The sequence below is a fragment of the Nitrospira sp. SG-bin1 genome, assembly GCA_002083365.1.
Taxonomy (GTDB): Bacteria; Nitrospirota; Nitrospiria; order Nitrospirales; family Nitrospiraceae; genus Nitrospira_D.
Genome location: LVWS01000045.1, coordinates 1 through 21817, shown reverse-complemented (window position 1 = coordinate 21817; position 21817 = coordinate 1). Strand labels below are relative to the sequence as shown.

Below are 21817 nucleotides of genomic sequence, written 5' to 3'. Positions count from 1 at the left end.
GCGCTCGCGATTGATTGTCACACCTCGTCGACCGGTATGGAAGATTCCCCGCTCAACCAGCCGTGAGGGTCGGCGACAAGCGCCGGGGTGACGCTCAAGAACAAGCGATTTGCGTCGCTAATCAAGATCCCTTCTTGTCGAAAATCTCGGTCAAACTCTCTTGCCCCAAAACCACGAGCGAAACCGAACAAGCCGCGCAGGGTGATTCGGCCAAACGAAAGGGCCGTTCTCCAGCAAGGAGAACGGCCCTTTCGACTACCGCGGAAACTAACTATTGCGACCTATGGGCTGACGGAGATCCGATCCTTGATCAGATCGAAGGTTTCTTTGGGAACCACGTTTTTCGCTACTAATTCACCCTTCACGCGATAGGGTCGATTGCTCACGATGCGGTCGGCCTCGTCCTGCTTCAGTCCGAGGAAAAGGATCATGTCGCTCGCCGACACCTTATTGATGTTCATCGCCGCCGAAGCCGCCGCCGGGGTAAGCGTGGCGGTTCCCGATGGAGCCTGACTCGGGGTGAGAGTCGCAGAGTGAGACGACGCTCCGGCATTCGAACGATCCTTGAGCTCCTTTTGATAACGCGCCACCAATGACTTCAGCGTGTCGTTATGGCGCTTCACATCCTGATATTCCTGCCGCACGTTCTTATTCTGCGCGGAGAGCGCCTTGACTTTGTCTTCCAATTCCTTGGTTCTTCCCTCGATCGTGTCCCGCTCTTTGTCGCGGCCATGCTCAATACGCTGAAGTTCATCGCGGGCCGCTTGCGCATCGTTGTTGAATTTGACGTTCAGTTCTTTGAGGGTTCGAACCTGTTGCTCCATGGCGCTCTTCTGTTGGCGAGTCTTCTCCAGTTCCATTTTGACGTTGTCCGCGTCGGCCAACGCCTCTTGGTATTTCTTGTTGGATACGCATCCAGTCGTCAACACCGCGCCCACCAACACTATCGCCGTCCACTCGCGTCTCATGCGATCCTCCCTCCATCAAATCCTACGGCTTGCCCGTGCATCCTTTGGAAATTCGTTCCGACCGGCTGTGATCGTGGTTCTTCCGTTCTTCCCCTTGTGTGTATGCCAACATCATGACATTGTCAACTTATTTGCTTTTGTTAGGGATCGATTCCGCTCCATGCACGGCCGTCGAAGCCAAGGCGGCTGATCCTTGACGGATGATCGTGACTCTGTGATTATCGCTTACATTCTATCAAAACCGATCGTACAGGTTGAAACCTCTCGCTTACAATCCGACAGGGGATACGCATGAACGAATGGGGCCCGGCGCTCGCAGTCATCCTCGGTGTGGTTGAAGGACTCACGGAGTTTTTGCCCGTTTCGTCCACGGGCCATCTGATCTTGGTCGGCCATGCGCTTGGATTCACGGGGGACGTCGCGGCCAATGCGGAGATCTCCATCCAGTTGGGGGCCATTCTTGCCGTCATCGTCTTTGAACGGGAGAAAATCGGGCGGCTTCTGTCGGGGGCCTGGCAAGAGCAGAAGGTATGGCGTGCGTCCACGGACAACCTGTCATCCGCCACATGGTCCGATCGCGTCAAGGCCTCCATGCGCAGTCATCCCAACCTCTGGTTCTTGCTGGGACTCGGAATCGCCTTCCTGCCTGCCGCCGTACTCGGTTTGTTGGCGCACGGATGGATCAAATCGTATCTGTTCACTCCCTTGACGGTGGCTTCGACGTCGATCCTGGGAGGCATCATCATCCTCATCGTGGAAGCGACGAAGCGGACCAGCCATGCCAAGAGTCTGGATCAGGTGTCGGCCGTTCATGCCTTCTGGATCGGGATGGCGCAGTGCGCTTCTCTCATCCCCGGCATGTCTCGCTCCGGTTCAACGATCATCGGCGGCCTGCTCGCCGGGTTGGACCGCAAAGTAGCCACGGAATATTCGTTTTTCCTCGCTCTCCCTACCATCATTGCCGCGACGGTCTACGAAACATGGAAGGCTCGAGGGGCGTTTACCGACCAGGACTTCATGGCGCTCGGCCTCGGCATGGTCATTTCATTCCTGGTGGCCTGGGCCGTCATCGCCGCGTTTTTGACCTATGTCCAACGGCATACCTTGCGTATCTTCGCGTACTATCGTATTATTCTCGGCATTTTGGTCATGTTGGTCGTCCGCTGAAAGGAGTTGTTCATGTCTTCGGATACGATTCATGTCTATGACACGTGGGTCAATGGGAAAAATGGTCGCATTCACTTCGATGTCATGACGACTGATGAAACCACCGCTCTCCAACTTGCCCAGGAGTATTTGGTCAGCATCGGGGAACCGACTGCGACGGTCACGACGAAGGAGTGCCAGTTCTGCCATAGCGAGCCCCTATTCATGTTCTCGGCGGAGCAGCAGAAGCAAGTCAAGGAAAAGGGCGGATTTATCGTACGAATGCCGGCCTAACTCGTTTAGTGATGAGTGTTAAGTTCTCAACTCAGAACTCACAACTCAAAACCAATAACTCCTCGCTGGATTACGGAACGGAGGAGGTCTCCGATTCGGTAGGGGGGTCTGCCCGTTTTTCAAACGCAAAGTGAATGATGAGGAAGATGACCCCGACGGTAATCGCTGAGTCCGCTACATTGAACGCAGGCCAGTGGTAGTGGTCGATGTAGACATCTAGAAAATCGATGACTTCGCCGAAACGGAGCCGATCGATCAAGTTTCCGATCGCCCCGCCGAGAATCCCGGCGACACTGATCCGCCCCACCCAGTCCTGCTCCGGCATCCGCGCCAGGATCGTACCCAACAATCCAAGAGCGAAAATCGACGTCAACCCGAAGAAGACCATCCGAAATGCATTACTGCTTCCGGCCAAGAGACCGAAGGCCGCCCCGGGATTCCGGATGTATGTCAGACTGAAAAGATTGGGAATAATGGGAATGGATTCATGTAAGCGCATCGTCTGCATGATCTGCTGCTTGGTCAGCTGATCCAGGAGAATAATGGCACCGGTTACCGACGAGAGCGCCAGATTGCGGAGGCCTGAGGCACTCAACGGATCGCCTCCACACATCGTTCGCATAGGGTGGGATGGGTCACATCCTTGCCGACAGCTTCTCGATAGTTCCAGCAGCGTTCGCACTTCGCGGCATCTGACTTCTCGACGGTGATCTGAATATCCGATTGTCCCATCCCTTGCTTCAGGGTTACGCGCGACACGATAAAAATGGTGCTGAGCTCACCCGCATACGGCTCCAGGAATCGATAGTCGTCGGGTCCCGCCTCAATGCGGACGTGTGCCTCGAGCGACGATCCGATCACCTTGTCTCGACGGCGGGCTTCTAACTCTCCCTGTACGCGGGTTCGATACGTAAGCAGCTTGTCCCACCTGGTCGCCAAACGTTCGTCGCGCCAGGCAGACTCGACCTCTGGAAACGGTGCAAGATGTACGCTCAACGTTGCCCGGCGACCACGCTCCGGCAACGTTCGCCAAATTTCATCGGCGGTAAAACTCAGAATCGGCGCCATGAGCTTGGCCAGGGTCACCACAATTTCCAACAGCACCGTCTGCGATCCTCGGCGCAACGGCGAGTCGGCTCGGAAGGTATAGAGCCGATCCTTCAGGATGTCGAGATAGATCGCGCTGAGATCCACCGAGCAGAAATTGTTCAGGGCATGGAAGATGGAGTGAAACTCAAACTCTTCGTAGGCTCGGCGCACTTTCGTGATCAGCTCCGCGAGGCGCAACAAGGCCCATCGGTCCAATTCCGGCAGCTGCGCATATGGAACGGCCTGCGTCGCCGGATCGAAATCATACAGATTGCTCAATAAGAACCGGGACGTATTGCGGATCTTTCGATAGGCCTCGATCAGATGATTCAGGATCTCCTGTGAGATACGGAGATCTTCCCGATAGTCTTGAGCCGCCACCCACAGACGGAGGATTTCCGCCCCCGATTGTTTGATGACGTCTTGCGGCGCCACGACGTTTCCTGCCGACTTGGACATCTTCTTGCCCTGCCCGTCCACGACAAAGCCGTGGGTCAACACCGCTCCATAGGGCGCGCGATGATCCGTCGTCACACCGGCCAGCAGCGCGCTATGGAACCATCCTCGATGTTGGTCGGACCCTTCAAGGTACAGGTCGGCCGGCCACCATTTCCTCGGTTTCAACACGGCCGCATAGCTCACCCCGGATTCAAACCAGACGTCGAGAATGTCGCGCTCCTTCTCAAACGTGGTTCCCCCACACTTCGGACAGGTCGTTCCCGCGGGTAAGAGATCGACAGCCGCTCGCTCAAACCAGACATCGGCGCCTTTGGATTCCATCAACGTGGCAATATGTTCGATTACAACCGGATCGGCAAGCACATGACGACACCCTTCGCAGGTGAAGCCTGGGATCGGCACGCCCCACACACGCTGACGCGAGAGACACCAATCCGGCCGGTTTTCAATCATTCCGTTGATCCGATCACGGCCATAGCCGGGAATCCATCGGACCCGCTCGATCTCCGCCAACGTCTCTGTTCGTAAATCGTTGGTTTCCATCGACACGAACCACTGTTCGGTCGCACGGAAAATCACCGGATTTTTGCACCGCCAACAGTGGGGATACGAATGCCGGAGTGAGCCATGCCCGAGCAAACGCCCGTTCGCATGAAGATACTCGACGATCTTCGGATTCGCCTTCAAGACCTGTTGGCCGGCGAATTCCTTCACGACCGCCGTGAACCGTCCGCTGTTATCGACCGGCGCCAGAATCTCCAAGCGCTCACCGGGTGACGCCTTGGCATTGTGCTCCAACACGAGGAGATAGTCTTCCATTCCATGTCCCGGCGCGATATGCACGCAACCGGTCCCTTGATCGAGCGTCACAAATTCACCGAGCAGGATCGGTGACAGCCCTGTGGACAACGGCCGTTGCGTCTCCAAGCCTTCGAATCCGTCTCCGCCTTTTTTCACACCGACCACACGATAGCTCTCGATCGCACAGGCCTTCGCGACGCTGTCCAAAAGCTTCTCCGCCACAATGAGCAACTCGTCGCCGACTTGAACAAAGGCATAGTCGAAATCGCGGTGAAGGCAGACGGCTTGGTTCGCAGGAAGGGTCCATGGGGTGGTCGTCCAGATGACGACGGAGACCAGTGTGATTCTTTCAGGGAAAGACACGCCGGGAAAGGTTTGTGTCAATACGGACGGTGAGGTCACGAGGGGGAACTTGACGTAGATCGACGGAGAAGTATGGTCATCGTACTCGACTTCCGCCTCCGCCAAGGCCGTTTGATCTTGCATGCACCAGAGCACCGGTTTGAGGCCCTTGTAGACCCCGCCGCGCTCGACGAATTTACCGAACTCACGAACGATCGTGGCTTCATAGCCCGGAGTCATCGTGAGATAGGGATGATCCCACTCTCCAAACACCCCGAGCCGCTTGAACTCTTCCCGCTGCGTGTTCACAAATCGCTCGGCATAGTCACGACAAAGCCGGCGAATGGCGGAAACATCGAGGTCTTTCTTTTTGTCCCCCAACTCCTTCATGACTTGATGCTCGATGGGCAACCCATGGCAATCCCATCCCGGCATATAGGGAGCGTGGAAGCCCGCCATGGTCTTTGACTTGACGATGATGTCCTTCAAAATTTTGTTCAAAGCGTGGCCGATGTGGATACGACCGTTGGCGTAGGGAGGACCGTCATGTAACACATACCGAGGCCGCCCCTGCCCCATGGCTTGAATCTGGTCATAGAGTTTCTGCTGACCCCACCAGGCCAACATGTCCGGCTCCCGCTGCGGCAGATTGGCCTTCATCGGGAAATCGGTTTTCGGGAGATTGAGAGTTGATTTGTAATCCATAGACAATGGAATCAGCCTGTTCACTAGGCAATCATGCCGAATCACGGGACTATACCGGAAGGCAGGGGGTAGGTACCAGTCTTAACTGATGGCCATCATGCGGTCGAGCGCGACTTTTGCCCAATGTTTGTCGTCGTCCGGCACCACAATACGATTGACGACATGGCCATCGGCCAGATTCTCCATGGCCCAACAGAGATGGGCCGCATCGATTCGAAACATGGTGGCACACTGACAGACCGTAGAGGATAGGAAGAATACTTTCTTATCGGTAAGTTCATGTTTCAATCGATTGACGAGATTCAACTCCGTCCCGACCGCCCACACGGTACCGGCCGGCGCGGCAGTCACCGTTCGAATAATGAATTCGGTCGATCCGATGAGATCCGCCTTATTCACCACATCCTCATGGCATTCGGGATGGACGATGACCTTGCCGTCCGGGTACTGTTTGCGGAAGTGGTCCACATGGACGGCTTGAAACATTTGATGAACGCTGCAATGACCTTTCCATAAGATGAGTTTGGCTCGTGTGATGGCGTCCCTGGTATTTCCGCCGTTGGGTTGATAGGGGTCCCACACGATCATCTGCTCGCGGGGAATTCCCATCTTGTTCGCCGTATTACGCCCCAAATGTTCATCGGGGAAAAAGAGGATCTTTTCTCGCCTGGCCCAGCACCATTCAATGACGGCTTTGGCATTGGAGGATGTGCAGGTGATCCCTCCATGCTCACCACAAAATGCCTTGAGCACCGCCGCCGAATTCACATAGACCGCCGGCATCACCGTCTCTTCCACCGGAACCACACGCCCCAACGCTTCCCAACATTGGTCGACCTGTTCGATAGCCGCCATATCTGCCATCGAGCAGCCCGCAGCCATATCGGGCAAAATCACCGTTTGCCGAGAGCGACTGAGGATATCGGCCGTCTCGGCCATAAAGTGGACGCCGCAAAAGACGATGTAGGGCCGTTCGGACCGTTCGGCGGCCAGTTTGGCCAGCAAAAGCGAATCGCCACGGAAATCGGCGTGTTGGATCACCTCATCCCGTTGGTAGTTATGACCGAGGATCATGACGCGCTCGCCAAGCACTTGCTTGGCCGCAACCGTCCGTCGGTAGAGTTCCTCCGCAGACAGCGTCTGATACTCGGTGATTGGCTTTGGTAATGTCGCAACGGCCGCCACAGCTGCCTCCAATTTTGAGAAAAATCATTGTACGATACCCCCCCCCGCACATTCAATGAATGCTCTGCGAGGAAAAGTCCTAGTTACCCCGTCCCAAAGGATAGTGGACAGTATGGGTCCATTAGCCGGTTGACTTCGCGCGTTCCGAGTAATACGATCGCTACGCTAGAGCTAGGGGAGCCCTGAGGCTGAGAGTCCGAATGATCGGACGACCCTCACAACCTGACCTGGGTAATACCAGCGTAGGGAAGCCGGACCAGAGCGGACTCAGTGAGGATTCAGCCGCGTTCCCGGCTCAGGGGAAAGCGGCTTTTTTATTACCAGATTGCCGCGTCGACATGCGCAGTTTGCTTGTCCGCAAACTCCGACACACTATGAAAGGATCTCTTTATGAGCATCCAAGCCAATACGAACGGATCCGCTAACGGGAATGGGATTCCAACTTCTCCATTGACCACCACGCCCCTTCCGGCATCGCGCAAAGTGTACATAGAGGGTGCGCAGCCCGGTATCCGTGTTCCAATGCGGGAAATCAGTCTGACCCAGACCAAAGGCGCGAATGGGACGAAATCAGACAATGCTCCCGTCGTGATCTATGATACCTCGGGTCCTTACACCGATCCCGCCGTCATGATCGACGTTCGGAAGGGACTTCACCCGTTACGCCGCCCCTGGGTACTCAGCCGCCAAGACGTGGAAGAACTTTCGGAGGTGAGCTCGATCTACGGACGCATGCGGGCGGCTGATGCGAAGTTGGCCGAACTTCGGTTTCAGCACATCCGCCGACCCTTGCGAGCCAAACCTGGACGAAACGTGACCCAGCTGCACTATGCACGAAAAGGCATCGTCACGCCGGAGATGGAATTTATCGCCATCCGTGAGAACCAAGCGCACTACGCAACATCCGCGTCTGCATCCCACAATGGTCACGGCGGTGGCGTGAAGCAGCATCCCGGCTTTGCCTGGGGTGCAAATATTCCTCGCGTGATCACCCCGGAGTTCGTGCGCGATGAGGTCGCCCGTGGCCGGGCGATCATCCCATCGAACATCAATCATCCGGAAAGCGAGCCGATGATCATCGGGCGGAACTTCCTCGTGAAGATCAACTCCAACATCGGCAATTCCGCAGTCGCTTCCTCGATCGAAGAGGAAGTCGAGAAAATGATCTGGTCAACCCGCTGGGGAGCCGATACCGTGATGGACTTGTCGACCGGCAAGAATATTCACGAGACACGCGAATGGATCATTCGTAACTCACCGGTGCCGATCGGAACGGTCCCGATCTACCAAGCACTCGAAAAAGTGAACGGCAAGGCAGAGGACCTGACATGGGAAATTTTCCGCGATACGCTGATCGAACAGGCGGAACAGGGCGTCGATTACTTTACGATTCACGCCGGCGTGCGCCTGGCCTATGTGCCGATGACCGCGAAGCGCATGACCGGCATTGTGTCGCGCGGCGGATCGATCCACGCGAAATGGTGCCTGGCCCACCATCAGGAAAACTTCGCCTATACTCACTTTGAAGAGATCTGCGAAATCATGAAGGCCTACGATGTCGCCTTCAGTCTCGGTGACGGACTTCGACCGGGATCGATCGCGGATGCGAACGACGAAGCGCAGTTTGCCGAACTCGAGACCTTGGGCGAGCTGACCAAGATTGCTTGGCATCATGATGTGCAGGTGATGATCGAAGGACCGGGCCATGTGCCCATGCACATGATTCAGGCGAACATGGAAAAACAACTCGAATCCTGTCATGAGGCTCCTTTTTACACCTTAGGTCCCTTGACGACCGACATTGCCCCCGGCTACGACCACATTACCTCGGGGATCGGCGCCGCCATGATCGGTTGGTACGGCTGCGCCATGCTCTGCTATGTCACTCCCAAGGAACATTTAGGGTTGCCGACCCGGGAGGACGTCAAGACGGGTGTCATCACCTATAAAATTGCCGCGCATGCAGCGGACCTGGCCAAAGGCCATCCCGGCGCCCAGGCGCGGGATAATGCCCTATCAAAGGCGCGATTCGAGTTTCGCTGGGAAGACCAATTCAATCTGTCGCTCGACCCGGAAACGGCACGCCAGTTCCATGACGAAACGCTTCCGGACAATGCAGCCAAGGTTTCGCATTTCTGCTCGATGTGCGGTCCTCACTTCTGCTCCATGAAAATCACGCAAGATGTTCGAGACTACGCCGCCCAGTTGCAGATCGATGAACAGCAGGCGATTCAAATCGGCATGCAAGAGAAGGCCGAAGAATTTAAGAAAACCGGTTCCGAGATTTACCGGTAGGAGTGTCTTATGGCCAAACCACGACCAGCCCCGTTACGTGAACGAGATATCACCCGGCAGATTGCCCGGGAATACTATAAAGAGTTTGATCAACTGATCGAAAGCGACGTCATTATCGTCGGCGCGGGACCATCGGGCCTTATTTGTGCCCATGACCTGGCGGCAACGGGATTTCGCACCGTCCTCATCGAGCAAAGTTTGGCCCTGGGAGGAGGTTTCTGGTCCGGCGGGTATCTCATGAATAAGGCCACCATCTGCGAACCGGCAAATGAAATCCTCGAAGAGATCGGGGTGCCTTGCAAAAAGATCAATGAGTGCGAGGGGATGTATATGGTCGATCCGCCGCACGCCACAGGAGCCTTGATCGCCGCCGCATACACAGCGGGCGCCAAGATCATGAACCTCACACGCGTGGTGGATTTGATCCTACGCCAGGAGGGCCTATTGGAGGGAGTCGTCGTCAACAGCACCACCGCCGAGATGGCGGGGCATGACATCATCCACGTCGATCCCATCGCTCTTGAGAGCAAGATCGTCGTGGATGCCACCGGCCACGATGCGGTGCTGGTCGAGCTCCTTCACAAGCGGAATCTGTATAATAAGGTACCGGGAAACGGCGCCATGTGGGTCGCACGATCCGAAGAAGAAGTCATGGACCGCACCGGAGAGGTGTATCCCAATTGCTTCGTCATCGGATTGGCCGTCGCCGCCGTGTATGGCACGCCACGAATGGGGCCTGCCTTCGGCTCGATGCTGCTGTCCGGTCGGTACGGAGCAGAGTTAATTAAGAAAAAGCTGAAAAGCGAATAGCCTTCAGCCGTCGGCTCCGGACCGGAGCCGACGGCTCACAGCCACTCCTTATGGATGTTCAAGACTTCTTACTGCAAGGCGAAGGGCGCGAGGAAGACAAGCGTCAGGCGTGGGATCTCTTTCAGCAGGCCTATGAGCAACAGATGAAGCGTGAACTGGAAGAGGCCGTCAACCTGTACAAGAAATCGCTGGCCACCCATCCCACGGCTGAGGCCCACACGTTCTTGGGGTGGACCTATAGCTGGATGGGACGGATTGACGAGGCGATTGAGGAATGCCACAAGGCCATCGCGCAGGACCCGGACTTCGGCAACCCCTACAACGATATCGGCGCTTATCTGATCGAGAAGGGTGAATTTGACGAGGCCATTCCCTGGTTTCAGAAGGCGATACAGGCAAAGCGATACGAAAGTCCGGCCTATCCGCACCTCAATCTTGGCCGTGTATATGAACGCAAAGGAAATTGGACGGAAGCTATCGATTCGTATAAGAAAGCGCTCACCCTGGACCCGAACTACACGCTGGCGAGGAAGGCGCTCGGACGACTGGTCAGCTCCTTAAATTGAAATATTCTATTTGATCAATCTTGTCTCTCACGTCAGTTTAGCAGTCGGTCTTACGGACGGTTCTATGGAATCCAAAGTCGAGGCGCACACATGAACACAACGGGGCACCAGACGGACACGACAGACCGACCGGACAAGAAAGCGATTCTGGTCGCCATCACCGATCTGTTCTTCTACACCAAAGTGCGAGACGCGTTACGACAACCGGAATACCAGCTTGAAAAAGCACGTACGCAACAGGACATTGTCGACAAGGCCTTGTCGGCGAACCCGGGCGCGATCATCTTCAATATGAACGACCTGACCCTCGACGCTTTTCAGGCGCTGGAAAAGCTGCACGCCGACCCGCGGCTGAAAAGCATTCCGACGCTGGCTTTCGCCAATCATGAAGAAGTCGAGACCTGGAATCGTGCCAAAGCGCTCGGCGTGACGAAGATCGTTTCCCGCAATGAATTTTCGGCTCGCACGAAGGAGCTGGTGGAAGAGGTCATCAACAACCATGTCATCAAGTCATAAGACATTTTTACACGGAATATGAAACAGTCTCGCCTTCATCAGCAACATGCCCAACTCGGAGCGACGTTTCAGGATATCACGGGCTGGGAAATGCCGGCTCATTATGGCGATGTCGTGGCCGAACATCGCGCGGTCCGCCAGGCAGTGGGGATCGCCGACCTCTCCCATCGCGGCAAGCTCAGGGTCACGGGCGAAGATCGTGTGAAGTGGCTGCAAAGCGTCATCAGCAACGATATCCTTCCTCTCCAACCGGGGCACGGCCGCTATTCCAGCTTGTTAACCCACAAAGGCAAGATGCTCACGTACTTCCGCCTGTACATACAGACTGAAGCGGTCACGCTGGAAGACGTGGGCGAGATCGGGGAAATCACGTTCCAAGCCCTACGCAAATTCCTGCTCTACGGGACCAAAGCCAAGATGGAGAACTGTGCCGAGAGCTGGGGGCTGCTGTTGATCAGCGGACCAAAGGCCACCCATGTGGTGCAATCCGCGTTCGGCGTGGAGGTTACGGACTTGAAGCCGGTCGATTTTGTCACGGCGCAGATCGGCGGCCATCATGCCCTGGTGTTATGCACCGAAGAAACGGGAGAGATCGACATCGAGGTGCTGCTTCCTGCGGATAGTCTCTTGACCGCATGGACCAGTGCCATGCAGGCCGGTGCGAAGTTCGGCATCAAAGCCATCGGCACCCACGCGCGGGAAGCCTTGCGCATCGAAGCCGGCATCCCGAAGGCCGGGCCGGATTTGAACGAAGAGATTGTGCCGCCCGAAGCGAATCTTGAAGGCAAGGCCTTCAGCCTGAGCAAAGGGTGTTATCCGGGGCAAGAAGTCGTGGCACGCATGGATACCTACGGCAATGTACGCCGCAAGTTGGTCGGGCTGGTCTTGAAAGATTCCGTTGTTCCACCGCATGGAGCCAAACTGTATAGCGGCGACCGTGAAGTGGGCTGGATCAGCAGTGCCGTCCGTTCGCCGCAGCTGAATCAGGTGATCGCGCTCGGGTTTCCACTTAGGGATTTTAGTAAGCCAGACACTGCTCTCTCAATCGAAATCGGCGGCCGGCGACACGAGGCCACGGTCCACACCCTACCCTTCCATACGAAGCAGCATCAACTTACCCAAAGCGACTGATGTCCACGCACGAACAACAAGACAGCGTCAGTGTGACCCCTTATGAGGCGGCCGGCGGGATCGAAGGCATCACCAAGTTGGTCGATGAATTTTACGTCAACATGGATACGTTGCAGGAAGCGAAGATCATTCGAAACATGCACCCCCCTGATCTCACCGATGCACGTAAGAAATTGACGTACTTCCTCTGTGGTTGGCTCGGCGGCCCGAGGCTGTTTCAACAGCACTATGGGCCGATCAGCATTCCCGGCGCGCATAAACGGTTCCCTATTGGCTACGAAGAACGCGATGCCTGGCTCTTATGCATGCAGCGAGCCCTTGCCGTCCAGCCGTACAGTGCCGAATTGAAGGACTATCTCTTGGCTGCGCTCAGTATTCCAGCCGAACGAGTCCGGCAAGTGAATGCCGGAGAAATTTAGGCCTCTGCCCTTCCCTTAGCCGCCTGCACAAACTGATCGATTCCCTTCACTCACGCACATTAGGATACAGTCCTGCATCCTTCTGAATACAGGACTACAAACTTCATGAGATCTACTGCACCACCATTGTCCTACAAATCAACCGAATACTGGCTCCGATCCCCCATCGTTCACGTGGCATTCTCTTTGCTCTAACCAGTGCTCAAGGCGATATCAGAATTGGCAAGTGGCGTAAGGTCTAGCGATTGGCTCAGACCCGTCTTCAGGAAGCATCGGGATGACACGACCTACTAGAGAGGAATAGGCGGAAGCGACACTGGACGGTAAAGTGAGTCAAGAGTAGTGAAGGACGAAATGGCTTTCCTCTTCAACAATTCCAATGATCACCCACTTCAGGCGGAACCGATCTCAATCGGATGCGAAGCCTGGATCGACGTGAACCGGTTTTGTGCCGCTGAAAAGTCCGGAACCATCAGAGCCTCTGGAGACCACTCTCATTCGGCGACCTCTCAGAGTACGCTCACAAGGTCGCTATCAGGTCTCCAGAGGAAGTTTCGGAAGAGTTTAGGCGAAGACGTAGGCTAGCCGCGACCGCCACTCCCTCTCTGTTTACCTCGCCTTCGCTCAGAATCTGCGCTGACGAAGCACAAGCGGCATCATTCACATAATCCGAAACGAAACTATCCTAGCCCACACATTCCATGGTAACCGTTTGCATCACTGATGCGCCGTCCGTTCGTTTTACTCCATCATGCGACCATAGCGGCAACTTGCACGCTCCTCATCGGTTGTGCGGCAACTAGGATCGGCACAATTCAGTTTCAACTTGAACCGAACCGCTGGTTTCCTGGAAACTGCCAGGCACATAGAGAGGACTTTCTCCCATCACAATGAGCAGCACCATCGAACACGACTACGCGCCGGTCTGCGATCTGTATGAACGGCACCTTGGGCCGGCCTTGTTTGAGCGCTATGCCATCGATCTTGCCCGGCGCGTGGCCAGGGAATGCACGGAAGGCACCGTTCTTGAGATGGCCTGCGGAACTGGCATCGTCACTCGACGGCAACCGATATCAATCCCGGCATGCTCGACTATGCGCAAAAGAGACTGAAAGATATGGAGGGAATACGCTGGCAACAGGCAGACATCGTGGACCTGCCATTTCCCCATGCCTCGTTCAATGCCACAGTATGTCAGTTTGGGCTCATGTTCGTGCCGAATAAAGACCGCGCGTTTCGCGAAATGCGCCGAGTCCTGGTCAATGATGGCCTGCTCGCGTTCAACGTATGGGATCGTATGGAGCGCAATCCCTACGGCGTCATCGTGCACGAGACCGTTTCAAAATTCTTCCCGGACAATCCACCGCAGTTTTTCAAAGCGCCCTATAGCTTTGCCGATGTTGATGTCTTACAAAGTTTGCTGATTGCAAACGGATTTGACCAGGTGGAGATTCAGACCGTCCCACTGGAGTGTTATAGTACATCTGTGAGGTCACTGGCGATCGGGTTGATTGAAGGCGCGCTAATTCTCGCCGAGATTCAAGAGCGCGGCGCGTCGCCTAGTCCCATCATCGATGCGGTGACGGCAGCGTTGGTCAAAATCGGTCGAGACAGTCCGTTCCGGTCTGTCATGCAGGCGATTGTAGTGACCGCACGGGCGAAGGAATAGCAGGAGCTCTCCACCCTCGGAGGCCTGGATCGAAATACGGAGGTTCTATGAAAACGCACACGTTGCGTGCTCATCACTGTGTGGCAACCCTCACACTTTTTCTTATTCCCACCATAACGTGTGCGATGTCCGGCATGGACATGCCACACGGCGAACAGGCACATATGAGCTCCTCCCTCTCGAAAAATATGGGTAAGCCGATCAACTCATCGGAGTCGGAGATCGAGATGACCTACAGTGCCGATGGAAAGTCGGCCATCTTCGTCTCAGGGCGCAAAGGAAGTATTCCCTCACCAGGCGTATCTTACAACTTCGACATCTGGATGTCTCACAAGGTGAGCGGCGCGTGGCAAGAGCCGATTCATTTGGGACCAGACATTGATCCGACCGTGGGGCCGAACATTGATACATCTGCCTGGGAATTGGAACCGAGTTTCTCGGATGACGGCAATGTTATCTATTTCACACGATACGAGCCCGGCAATCTCTCCACCGGCGACCTCTATGTGACGCAGAAAATCAATGGCGTTTGGCAACCGGCCAGAAATTGGAACGATGTCCCGGAGCTCCCCCACATCAATACGCCGACGGGCGAGGAGCACTGTCCGATCATTGCTTCCGACAACCTCATCTACTTCAACTATCAGCAGCCGGGCGTGACCCAGGACAGCGATATCTGGAAGGTCGAGAAGAAAGACGGCGTCTGGCAGAAACCGGAGAGCCTAGGGCCTCGCATTAATTCGCCCTACCGTGATCATATGCACTGGACCGGCCTGTCGAAGGACGGGAAAAGTCTCATTGTCACCAGTACCCGTCCGGACATGGGCTCGAGGGGCGGACATGATATGTGGATCTCCCACCAAAACCCGAAAGGCGAATGGCAAGAGCCGCTAAACTTGGGCGATACCATCAATACTGCCGGTGAAGATATGTGTTGGACCTTTATGCCGGACGGCAAAACATTCACGGGCGGTTCTGGCCCTCGCGATTCGTACAATCACGATATTCTGTGGGTCCGCAAAGACGATGTCCCGTTGCTGAAGAATTTTGAACCGATTGGGCCGCCACCTAATTTGCTCTCCAATGGTCAGGCGAAACCGAGCGCCACAGAGTGATTGCACTGTTGTTCTCTGAAGGACGTTTTCTCACTCAGAGGCACCTATCTATCAAATGAATGACCAGCCTTCTTAAGCCAGAGTCCGGCACCGGCCACAAAGAGGCACCCTTCGAGCCATCAAGCTCGGAGGGTGTCCTGAAAAGACACAGATACCTTCTAATCGGTATAGTTGCAGGCCTGGTCATAGTTTCCGGCACGGTGTCGATACAAAACAAGAGGCCTCAGTCCGCTGACGGACCAAAAGTGGTGGTTGAGGAAGCCACGATCGTCGGTCCTCTCGTCCAACACAATGTCCCAACCGCGACGGTCCTTCTCAAGAATACCGGGCACTCTCCTGCTCGAACGACCAGAACCCGTCTCGTGATGACCGTCTGGACTTCGAACAGCTTTCCGGATTGGAAGATGCCACTGCAACTCGCGCCCGATGCTCAAAACGTTGGCGAGATCGATCCAGGATCTGTTGCACCCCAGACCGTTTCCTTGATCACTCCGCTCACCGACGTGCAAGGCATGCACTTGGAGCGCCAAGACTGGTTCATCGTGATCCTCGGCGTCGTGTCCTATACAGATGCGGTCGGCAATCCGCACGAGACGAAACTCTGCCTCATCTGGCGAGAGACTTCCAAAGAAACTCTCGACCCCTGCGAGAAATGGAATGAGGTGGATTAGCGAGGGCCGTGGCTCAGGCATGACAACATATTCATGCCTGACGCTTCGCGAAAATCAGCGTTCCGGATTGCGTGCCGCCGTGACTGCCCTGGCGAATCTCAAAAGACTGGCCCGTTCTTCGTCGTCCAACGCCAACAGCAAATGAGCTTCCTCCCCGTGCATCAAACGCAGGCTCAAGAACGGCTCTTCCCGACGCTTTTCGCGGTTGTCCCACATCGCGTCGATCACCTGCACCTTATCCAATTGACCGACCGACACAACGTCGTAACGGAAATAGGAATCGCCGATGACGATGTCGAATACGACATTCCCCGCCGTCAGCAGCGCGAGATTGAATCGACCTTGATCTTCGTATCCTTCCGGCAAGAATCTATTGATATGACAGAGAACGATCTTGCGATCACCCAACGCGCTCCGGAACTTTTTTTTGAGCGCCTCATAATCGATCTGCAGAGCCTTTTCATCCGGTCCGGTGGAGGCTACAGCCGCCGCTTCAGCCTTCGAGAAAACATCATCGGCGGACATTAATTCAGACATGACTTATGCTTCCTTTCTCTCGTTGGAGACACTCAGTGAACTCGGGAGCCGTACGGTACCCGGCCATCTGCGGCAATTGCAAGAGGCTGGCGTGATAAGATGGCATTACTGCCCAGCCGGCACACGATGAGAAAATCGCCGATTTCCGGCCTCGTCCACCACCGTCACTTCAAACACGTCCTTCGTGACACGGACCAGGCCAAAGTTCTGATACCCCGACTCATTCACCAATCGCATGGGATGCAGTTCATCGCTGGCGGCGGTAAGCCTTCCCGGCCTGGCCGAGAGAGGACCTACCATATACTCATGAAAATCGATGATCCCGTCTTGATTAGGATCATAGGCATTGGCCTGGACCCAATGCACATCCCCGGCGAGAAACACGACGTTCTTGACCGTATGTCCGAGGATGGCATCGACAATCAGCTGCCGTTCTCTTCCAAAGCCGGTTCCGGTCGGCTCATTTCCCCACCCATCGTTGCCCAAACCGACTTTCTCGATCGACAGTGGAACGGAAGTGGCAATGACTTTCCATGTTGCCGTAGAGGTGCGTAGCCCATCAAGCAACCATTTCAATTGGTCATTCCCCAGCATCGTTTTGAATGGCCCGTCTCTATCCTCGTTCCGGCTGCGATATTGCCTGGTATCCAGTATAAAAAGTTCGAGATCGGCCCCGCATCGAATGCTCCGATACATGCGATGGGGATCCTGCTCAGGGGACGCGATCGGCCAGTATTCGCGGAACGCCTGACGTCCTGCCGGCATCTGATCGTCATACGGACCGGCAAAATCGTTCCTTACTTCATGATCGTCCCAGATCACATAAACCGGCACCGTTCTCAAAAATCGACGAAGCGCCTCGGCGCCGCGCTGATAACGGTGCCGCGCTCGATAGGTCTGCAAGGTGGTCGCTTTGAAATCAGCACCTGGCTCGTTCGGTGGCGAGGGACAAGGATTGTCGCTATAGATCGTATCCCCAAGAAATAGGAAGAAGTCGGGACTGTGCCGATGGATCATATCAAAGATGGGATAGCCGCTCGCGCCCTGGCGGCAGCGTCCTTGACCGCCGAGATCCCCGCTCCACGCGAACGTCACCACGGCGGAAGTCGTTTCGTCGGGCAACGTCGTAAATTCGCCCTTGGCGGCGAGGCTCGCCGAGCGCTGCCTGGTGTTCTGGTCGGCAGAATCGATCAGGACATGGTAGCGGTAACGTGTCGCGGGACTCAGCCCCTCCAGTGGGATAGTGAGAGTGTAATCCGTCTCAGCAGTCGTCAAGATGGAAGCCGTTCTCGGCACCGGCGTCACGACGGTCGCCTGCTTCAATGCCAGGTCCCATCGTGAAACGGTAGCCCACTCGATCTGAACCGAAGCCGGTCCGTCGGTACGCAGCCAGAGCAACGCGCGTTGTGAACTCACGTCGCCGACCGCGACACCCTGAGGTAAGAGATTCGATCCAACCGCGGTCGTTTCCGTCGATGAACCGTCGGAACGAATACTTTCACGCGGAAAGGCCGAGCAGCCGATGAATAAGGCGAGAAGGATCAGAATACCGGCCTGTTGAAGGAACGCACGCATCGGGCACTCCTACCCTATGCAATGATGAAGGGTCAAGCAGCAGAGCGAACCGCGGACTTGAAAACCGGTACAACCGACCGGCATACTAAGCTGGTTCACAGGAGATCCGCGATGTTGGATACCCACTGTTGCGTACCCAACTGTCTGGAGAACCCCTATGCTCCGGCCGGTACACATTCCATCTGCAAAGACCATTTCCTCAGCTTTCTCACCTGGCGCCGTCGCCGCGGTACTCAGATGTTTCATGCCTATGCCGGCATGACGATGGAGGAACGCGATACCATCGCCGCCGAATGGATGAAAACGCTCCGTACGGACGACGTGCCTGCTGTCGCACCGAAGCTGTAATTACCCTTATTCTGCTACAGCGACAAGCCATCATCCCAAGGCTTCATAGAGTCGTTGGGCGGGAGCGTTTGTAATCGCGGTTGCTAATTCGACACGAACCGCGCCGTTGGCACGAGCCGTTTCGGCAGCCGACTTGAGCAATTGAGTCCCTACATCTCGCCGCCTGGCGTCAGGTATGACGAACAAGTCGCTGAGCACATACATCGGCGCGACAAGGATGGATGAAAAGGTTGGGTACAGCTGCGCAAAACCAACCGCCCTCCCAGCGCCGTCTTCAGCTATGAGGACCACCGACTCATTCCGAACAAAACGATCGCTCAAGAATTGCCTGGCAATAATCAGATCAGAAGGTTGTCCATAGAATTGGCGGTAAGCATCAAAGAGGGGAACGAGTCGATTGAGATCATGAAGCGTTGCTCGCCGGATTGAATGGGACATGCCTATTGAAGATAAGGTATCACATCATTGCGCCGACTATCTCGCCACTCGAAACTATTTGGCTAGGCGTGTTTGCTCAGGACTCCCTCTTTATGCAATCGGCGAAGAAGATCGCTCACGAGAATCTTTAGTTCCTCATGACGGTTTCTTCAGTCCTGCAGCGTATTTTATTAAGACTTGAAGGTGTCCACTTGCCATTATCTGATGAGTGGGATTCTGTGACTCCTGAAAAAGCAGGCTGGCATATTCATACTTATGGACAAGATCATTGTTCATACGAAAAGAGTCAATTAGCCCTCTAGCCCTTGCATATGTCAACACAATCGCCTTGCGAAGATCATTATCTTTGATTCATCCAACAAAAAATGTGTTTGTATTGTAGATCGTAAAGTAGTCCTGCGTGATGGGCCAATACATGAGCATAGGCTGTCCATCCCCTAATGCCTCTATCTGAGCTCCCGCGCTACGAACATAACCGTCCCATAAAGACTCGACTTCGTCATGAATCGCTTGCAGCAGACCCTTCAACTGATCAGCATCATTTTGCTTCTGTGTTGCCATTTGAAGTCGATGGGCAACATACGTAGCCAGTAGAGTTAGGGCACTCCCAATAAGAGCGCCTACCGCAGAAGAGATTAGCGTCCCCCAATCCCAGTAGTTATGTGATGCCATCAGCTCTCTACCAACCTATTGAAATGAAGTTCTAATTCTTACGCTCTTTTCTCTTTAACGCATTCAGCCAGGACCTTCCGAGGTCGCGCGTTGGCCAACACCTTAACCCTCTTTTTCTTATAAGCGGGACGCTGTGTGGTTTTCTCCTGCGCGCATTGAGCGAGCACCGCCCACTGCCCCGATCAACACTTGCCCTGCCGCCTCACCATCTCGGCGGCGTGAACAAACGTGAGGCTCGTTATTCCTCGCCTCGTTCACCCCATCACCGGCGACCCGTGGTGATGGATCATCAACCATTCATCGCCGATGAGTTCGAATAGGTTCGTCGCGAGGACCTTGGCTTGTTGCGGTTCGTCGGATTGTTGGGTGGTGAGATTCTCGACGCAGATGACCCATGCCATATCGCCCGCCACCTGGACCATCACATCGGTGAGCTCGAACTTCATCGAAAAGGTGTTGTTGAAGATCAACACCCAGGAATCACGGACGGCGGGCCATCCGGAACGGATGGTCCAACCCGGATGAATACAGGTGACATATTCTTGATGGGCCCAGATCGCGTCCATTTTCGCAATGTCGAGACTCTCAAAAGCATCGTAGAATATCTGGTTGGTTTTCGTGACGGCTTCGATACGCTGTTTTAGCACGCAGCATCTCCCGGTCGGCGGAGCCGTATCATACTGCAAGCGAGCGTGGCACTGCGAGGACATTTCTCACAAGCAACGGGGACTTTCAACCGCGAATTCAGGAAGAGCCTTCCTATCTGAACCATCGCAACCATGAAGCTTTCGGCGTATCACCTGGCCAAGGTGAGAGTATAGGTAGGCTGGAGAGCACGTTACCGACGCTAACTTGTTTGCAGGAAAGAACTGAATAGGTTCGCGACTACCAAACACCGTTTTATGTACAGATAAGAGGTCGGAGGAACAACGCGTTCATTACCGTAATGGCAAGTTCTCTATCAAGAATCACAAGAGCTTCTCTTTACGCAACAGACAAAATGCGAACGAAGCAGTTCAACTGCTGCCGTCATGTTGGTCACAGAATATTAGGATTTCCCTCCTTTCACCGCCTCCTCTTCCAATCTGGCGACTTTCCTCAACATCAATGTCTTCCTCCGTAGCGGTGTGGCAAAGTTGGCGCCATCAGAAGGCATGCCGTCGATATGCTCATGCAGTCTCGGCAGACTTCGAAACAAGTCATCCAGGGCATCCAGCACTCCGCCGACGATTTTTCGAAGCTCCCGCTCCGTATAGTGAAGTGGAACCAGGCGCCGCCGTTGCCATCCTCGGAGCGCGAAGGTCTTTTCGAACCGCATATGAGACCGCTCGCACACCAACACAAATTCCCTTCCTCGGCCGTCTTCAAGTATCACCCCTTTCAAATTCATGCCGCTTCACCTCCCCCCTCCTTTCTCAGCAAGCCCCATCCGGCCCATCCTGCTCACTCACACTGTGTTTTCATTCCGTCATTTCCGTGTATCACGACGGGTCATGCAACATCGGCGACTTTCGTAACCCCGTTTCCTCGACACGGCGACTCATGCGCCGCTCCGGCATCAACAGTCACTTACATTGCTCACAGTGAATGAACGCTTTTCCCATTGCTGCAGTATATTGGAGGAAATGGCATGGACCCATCGGGAAAATCCTGAAAAGAGAGGCAGACATCACTGATGAAACGCCAGGAATTAACCAAAGGTCGATGGATATAGGCCAAGGCCCTGGGAATGACTGTTTCCAAAACCCTGTCCGCTTCGTTCGGGAGGGTGCAAGGTCCCCAGAAAGGCGTGGGGACCCCGCGGTAAAAGTGGAAGTGGGCAAATCCCTCTTCGATGCCGGCACGGGCATGTGCCGATTGCCGTTACCTGTTTTTCTTTAAGAACTTCCTCCCATTCTCTCGTCTTAGAACCTCACAAAAGAACCAATCACCCTTGCAGTCGATCCACCATTCTGAGAGGGCTAACTGGAGACAGTCCCGTGCGAACTAGTATTGCAGCTGCAACGCGACGTGGAACGAATCGACCTTGTTGCCGACAGCGCCCGGGCCAAAGTTGTTGAAGAACC

The 21817-nt window shown here is 55.0% G+C and carries 23 protein-coding genes and 1 other annotated feature; of the genes, 13 read left to right on the top strand and 10 right to left on the bottom strand.

Annotated features, from left to right (window positions below; genetic code table 11):
- Window positions 1–281: 281 nt before the first annotated feature.
- Window positions 282–968 (bottom strand): hypothetical protein, encoded by a 687-nt coding sequence (locus tag A4E19_09970; protein ID OQW30236.1) that lies wholly within the window; start codon window positions 966–968, stop codon window positions 282–284.
- 291 nt (window positions 969–1259) lie between these two features.
- On the opposite strand from A4E19_09970, the gene A4E19_09965 reads away from it, so the two are divergent.
- Together A4E19_09965 and A4E19_09960 are read left to right on the top strand one after the other, a co-directional pair.
- Window positions 1260–2135 (top strand): hypothetical protein, encoded by an 876-nt coding sequence (locus A4E19_09965; protein OQW30235.1) that lies wholly within the window; start codon window positions 1260–1262, stop codon window positions 2133–2135.
- A 12-nt stretch (window positions 2136–2147) separates the two neighbouring features.
- Window positions 2148–2408 (top strand): hypothetical protein, encoded by a 261-nt coding sequence (locus A4E19_09960; protein ID OQW30234.1) that lies wholly within the window; start codon window positions 2148–2150, stop codon window positions 2406–2408.
- Between the two features lie 70 nt (window positions 2409–2478).
- On the opposite strand, the gene A4E19_09955 is transcribed toward A4E19_09960, so the two are convergent.
- The 3 genes from A4E19_09955 to A4E19_09945 form a co-directional block, all read right to left on the bottom strand.
- On the bottom strand, window positions 2479–3021 hold the full coding sequence (locus A4E19_09955) for a signal peptidase II (protein ID OQW30233.1): 543 nt from the start codon (window positions 3019–3021) through the stop codon (window positions 2479–2481).
- Window positions 3000–5804: an isoleucine--tRNA ligase gene (gene ileS / locus A4E19_09950; GenBank protein OQW30232.1), complete on the bottom strand. Its 2805-nt coding sequence runs from the start codon at window positions 5802–5804 to the stop codon at window positions 3000–3002. The genes A4E19_09955 and ileS overlap by 22 nt, the downstream gene beginning before the upstream one ends.
- An 81-nt stretch (window positions 5805–5885) precedes the next feature.
- Window positions 5886–6959, bottom strand: coding sequence for a quinolinate synthase (locus A4E19_09945; protein OQW30344.1), 1074 nt, complete (start codon window positions 6957–6959; stop codon window positions 5886–5888).
- A 193-nt stretch (window positions 6960–7152) separates the two neighbouring features.
- Window positions 7153–7255: a binding site (TPP riboswitch), on the top strand.
- Window positions 7256–7424: 169 nt separating this feature from the next.
- On the opposite strand from A4E19_09945, the gene A4E19_09940 reads away from it, so the two are divergent.
- From A4E19_09940 to A4E19_09895, 10 genes are all read left to right on the top strand, one after another.
- Window positions 7425–9284, top strand: a complete 1860-nt coding sequence (locus A4E19_09940; protein ID OQW30343.1) for a phosphomethylpyrimidine synthase ThiC — start codon at window positions 7425–7427, stop codon at window positions 9282–9284.
- A gap of 9 nt (window positions 9285–9293) precedes the next feature.
- A complete protein-coding gene (locus A4E19_09935; protein ID OQW30231.1) occupies window positions 9294–10094 on the top strand; it encodes a ribose 1,5-bisphosphate isomerase in 801 nt (266 codons plus the stop codon).
- Window positions 10095–10237: 143 nt separating this feature from the next.
- Window positions 10238–10660, top strand: a complete 423-nt coding sequence (locus tag A4E19_09930; GenBank protein OQW30342.1) for a hypothetical protein — start codon at window positions 10238–10240, stop codon at window positions 10658–10660.
- 90 nt (window positions 10661–10750) lie between these two features.
- The gene (locus A4E19_09925) at window positions 10751–11176 is read left to right on the top strand and encodes a histidine kinase (protein OQW30230.1); all 426 of its coding nucleotides are present in this window, start codon (window positions 10751–10753) and stop codon (window positions 11174–11176) included.
- 18 nt (window positions 11177–11194) lie between these two features.
- The gene (locus A4E19_09920; GenBank protein OQW30229.1) at window positions 11195–12307 is read left to right on the top strand and encodes a glycine cleavage system protein T; all 1113 of its coding nucleotides are present in this window, start codon (window positions 11195–11197) and stop codon (window positions 12305–12307) included.
- On the top strand, window positions 12307–12726 hold the full coding sequence (locus A4E19_09915; protein ID OQW30228.1) for a globin: 420 nt from the start codon (window positions 12307–12309) through the stop codon (window positions 12724–12726). The genes A4E19_09920 and A4E19_09915 overlap by 1 nt, the downstream gene beginning before the upstream one ends.
- A gap of 890 nt (window positions 12727–13616) precedes the next feature.
- Complete coding sequence (locus A4E19_09910; GenBank protein OQW30227.1) at window positions 13617–13838, top strand: hypothetical protein; 222 nt, start codon at window positions 13617–13619, stop codon at window positions 13836–13838.
- A gap of 5 nt (window positions 13839–13843) precedes the next feature.
- Complete coding sequence (locus tag A4E19_09905; protein OQW30226.1) at window positions 13844–14395, top strand: hypothetical protein; 552 nt, start codon at window positions 13844–13846, stop codon at window positions 14393–14395.
- 47 nt (window positions 14396–14442) lie between these two features.
- A complete protein-coding gene (locus tag A4E19_09900; protein ID OQW30225.1) occupies window positions 14443–15510 on the top strand; it encodes a hypothetical protein in 1068 nt (355 codons plus the stop codon).
- A 245-nt stretch (window positions 15511–15755) separates the two neighbouring features.
- The gene (locus tag A4E19_09895) at window positions 15756–16181 is read left to right on the top strand and encodes a hypothetical protein (protein ID OQW30224.1); all 426 of its coding nucleotides are present in this window, start codon (window positions 15756–15758) and stop codon (window positions 16179–16181) included.
- 54 nt (window positions 16182–16235) lie between these two features.
- Here A4E19_09895 and A4E19_09890 read toward each other — a convergent pair whose 3' ends face one another.
- Complete coding sequence (locus A4E19_09890) at window positions 16236–16718, bottom strand: hypothetical protein (protein ID OQW30223.1); 483 nt, start codon at window positions 16716–16718, stop codon at window positions 16236–16238.
- 105 nt (window positions 16719–16823) lie between these two features.
- Window positions 16824–18293: a hypothetical protein gene (locus tag A4E19_09885; GenBank protein ID OQW30222.1), complete on the bottom strand. Its 1470-nt coding sequence runs from the start codon at window positions 18291–18293 to the stop codon at window positions 16824–16826.
- A gap of 111 nt (window positions 18294–18404) precedes the next feature.
- Between A4E19_09885 and A4E19_09880 the strand changes: the two genes are divergently transcribed.
- Window positions 18405–18641: a hypothetical protein gene (locus tag A4E19_09880; protein ID OQW30221.1), complete on the top strand. Its 237-nt coding sequence runs from the start codon at window positions 18405–18407 to the stop codon at window positions 18639–18641.
- A gap of 30 nt (window positions 18642–18671) precedes the next feature.
- Here A4E19_09880 and A4E19_09875 read toward each other — a convergent pair whose 3' ends face one another.
- The 4 genes from A4E19_09875 to A4E19_09860 all read right to left on the bottom strand — a co-directional run bounded on the left by A4E19_09875 (window position 18672) and on the right by A4E19_09860 (window position 21141).
- Window positions 18672–19079, bottom strand: a complete 408-nt coding sequence (locus tag A4E19_09875) for an acetyltransferase (protein ID OQW30220.1) — start codon at window positions 19077–19079, stop codon at window positions 18672–18674.
- A 351-nt stretch (window positions 19080–19430) separates the two neighbouring features.
- The gene (locus tag A4E19_09870) at window positions 19431–19751 is read right to left on the bottom strand and encodes a hypothetical protein (GenBank protein OQW30219.1); all 321 of its coding nucleotides are present in this window, start codon (window positions 19749–19751) and stop codon (window positions 19431–19433) included.
- Between the two features lie 254 nt (window positions 19752–20005).
- On the bottom strand, window positions 20006–20398 hold the full coding sequence (locus A4E19_09865) for a DUF4440 domain-containing protein (protein OQW30218.1): 393 nt from the start codon (window positions 20396–20398) through the stop codon (window positions 20006–20008).
- A gap of 401 nt (window positions 20399–20799) precedes the next feature.
- A complete protein-coding gene (locus A4E19_09860; GenBank protein ID OQW30217.1) occupies window positions 20800–21141 on the bottom strand; it encodes a hypothetical protein in 342 nt (113 codons plus the stop codon).
- Window positions 21142–21817: the final 676 nt, after the last annotated feature.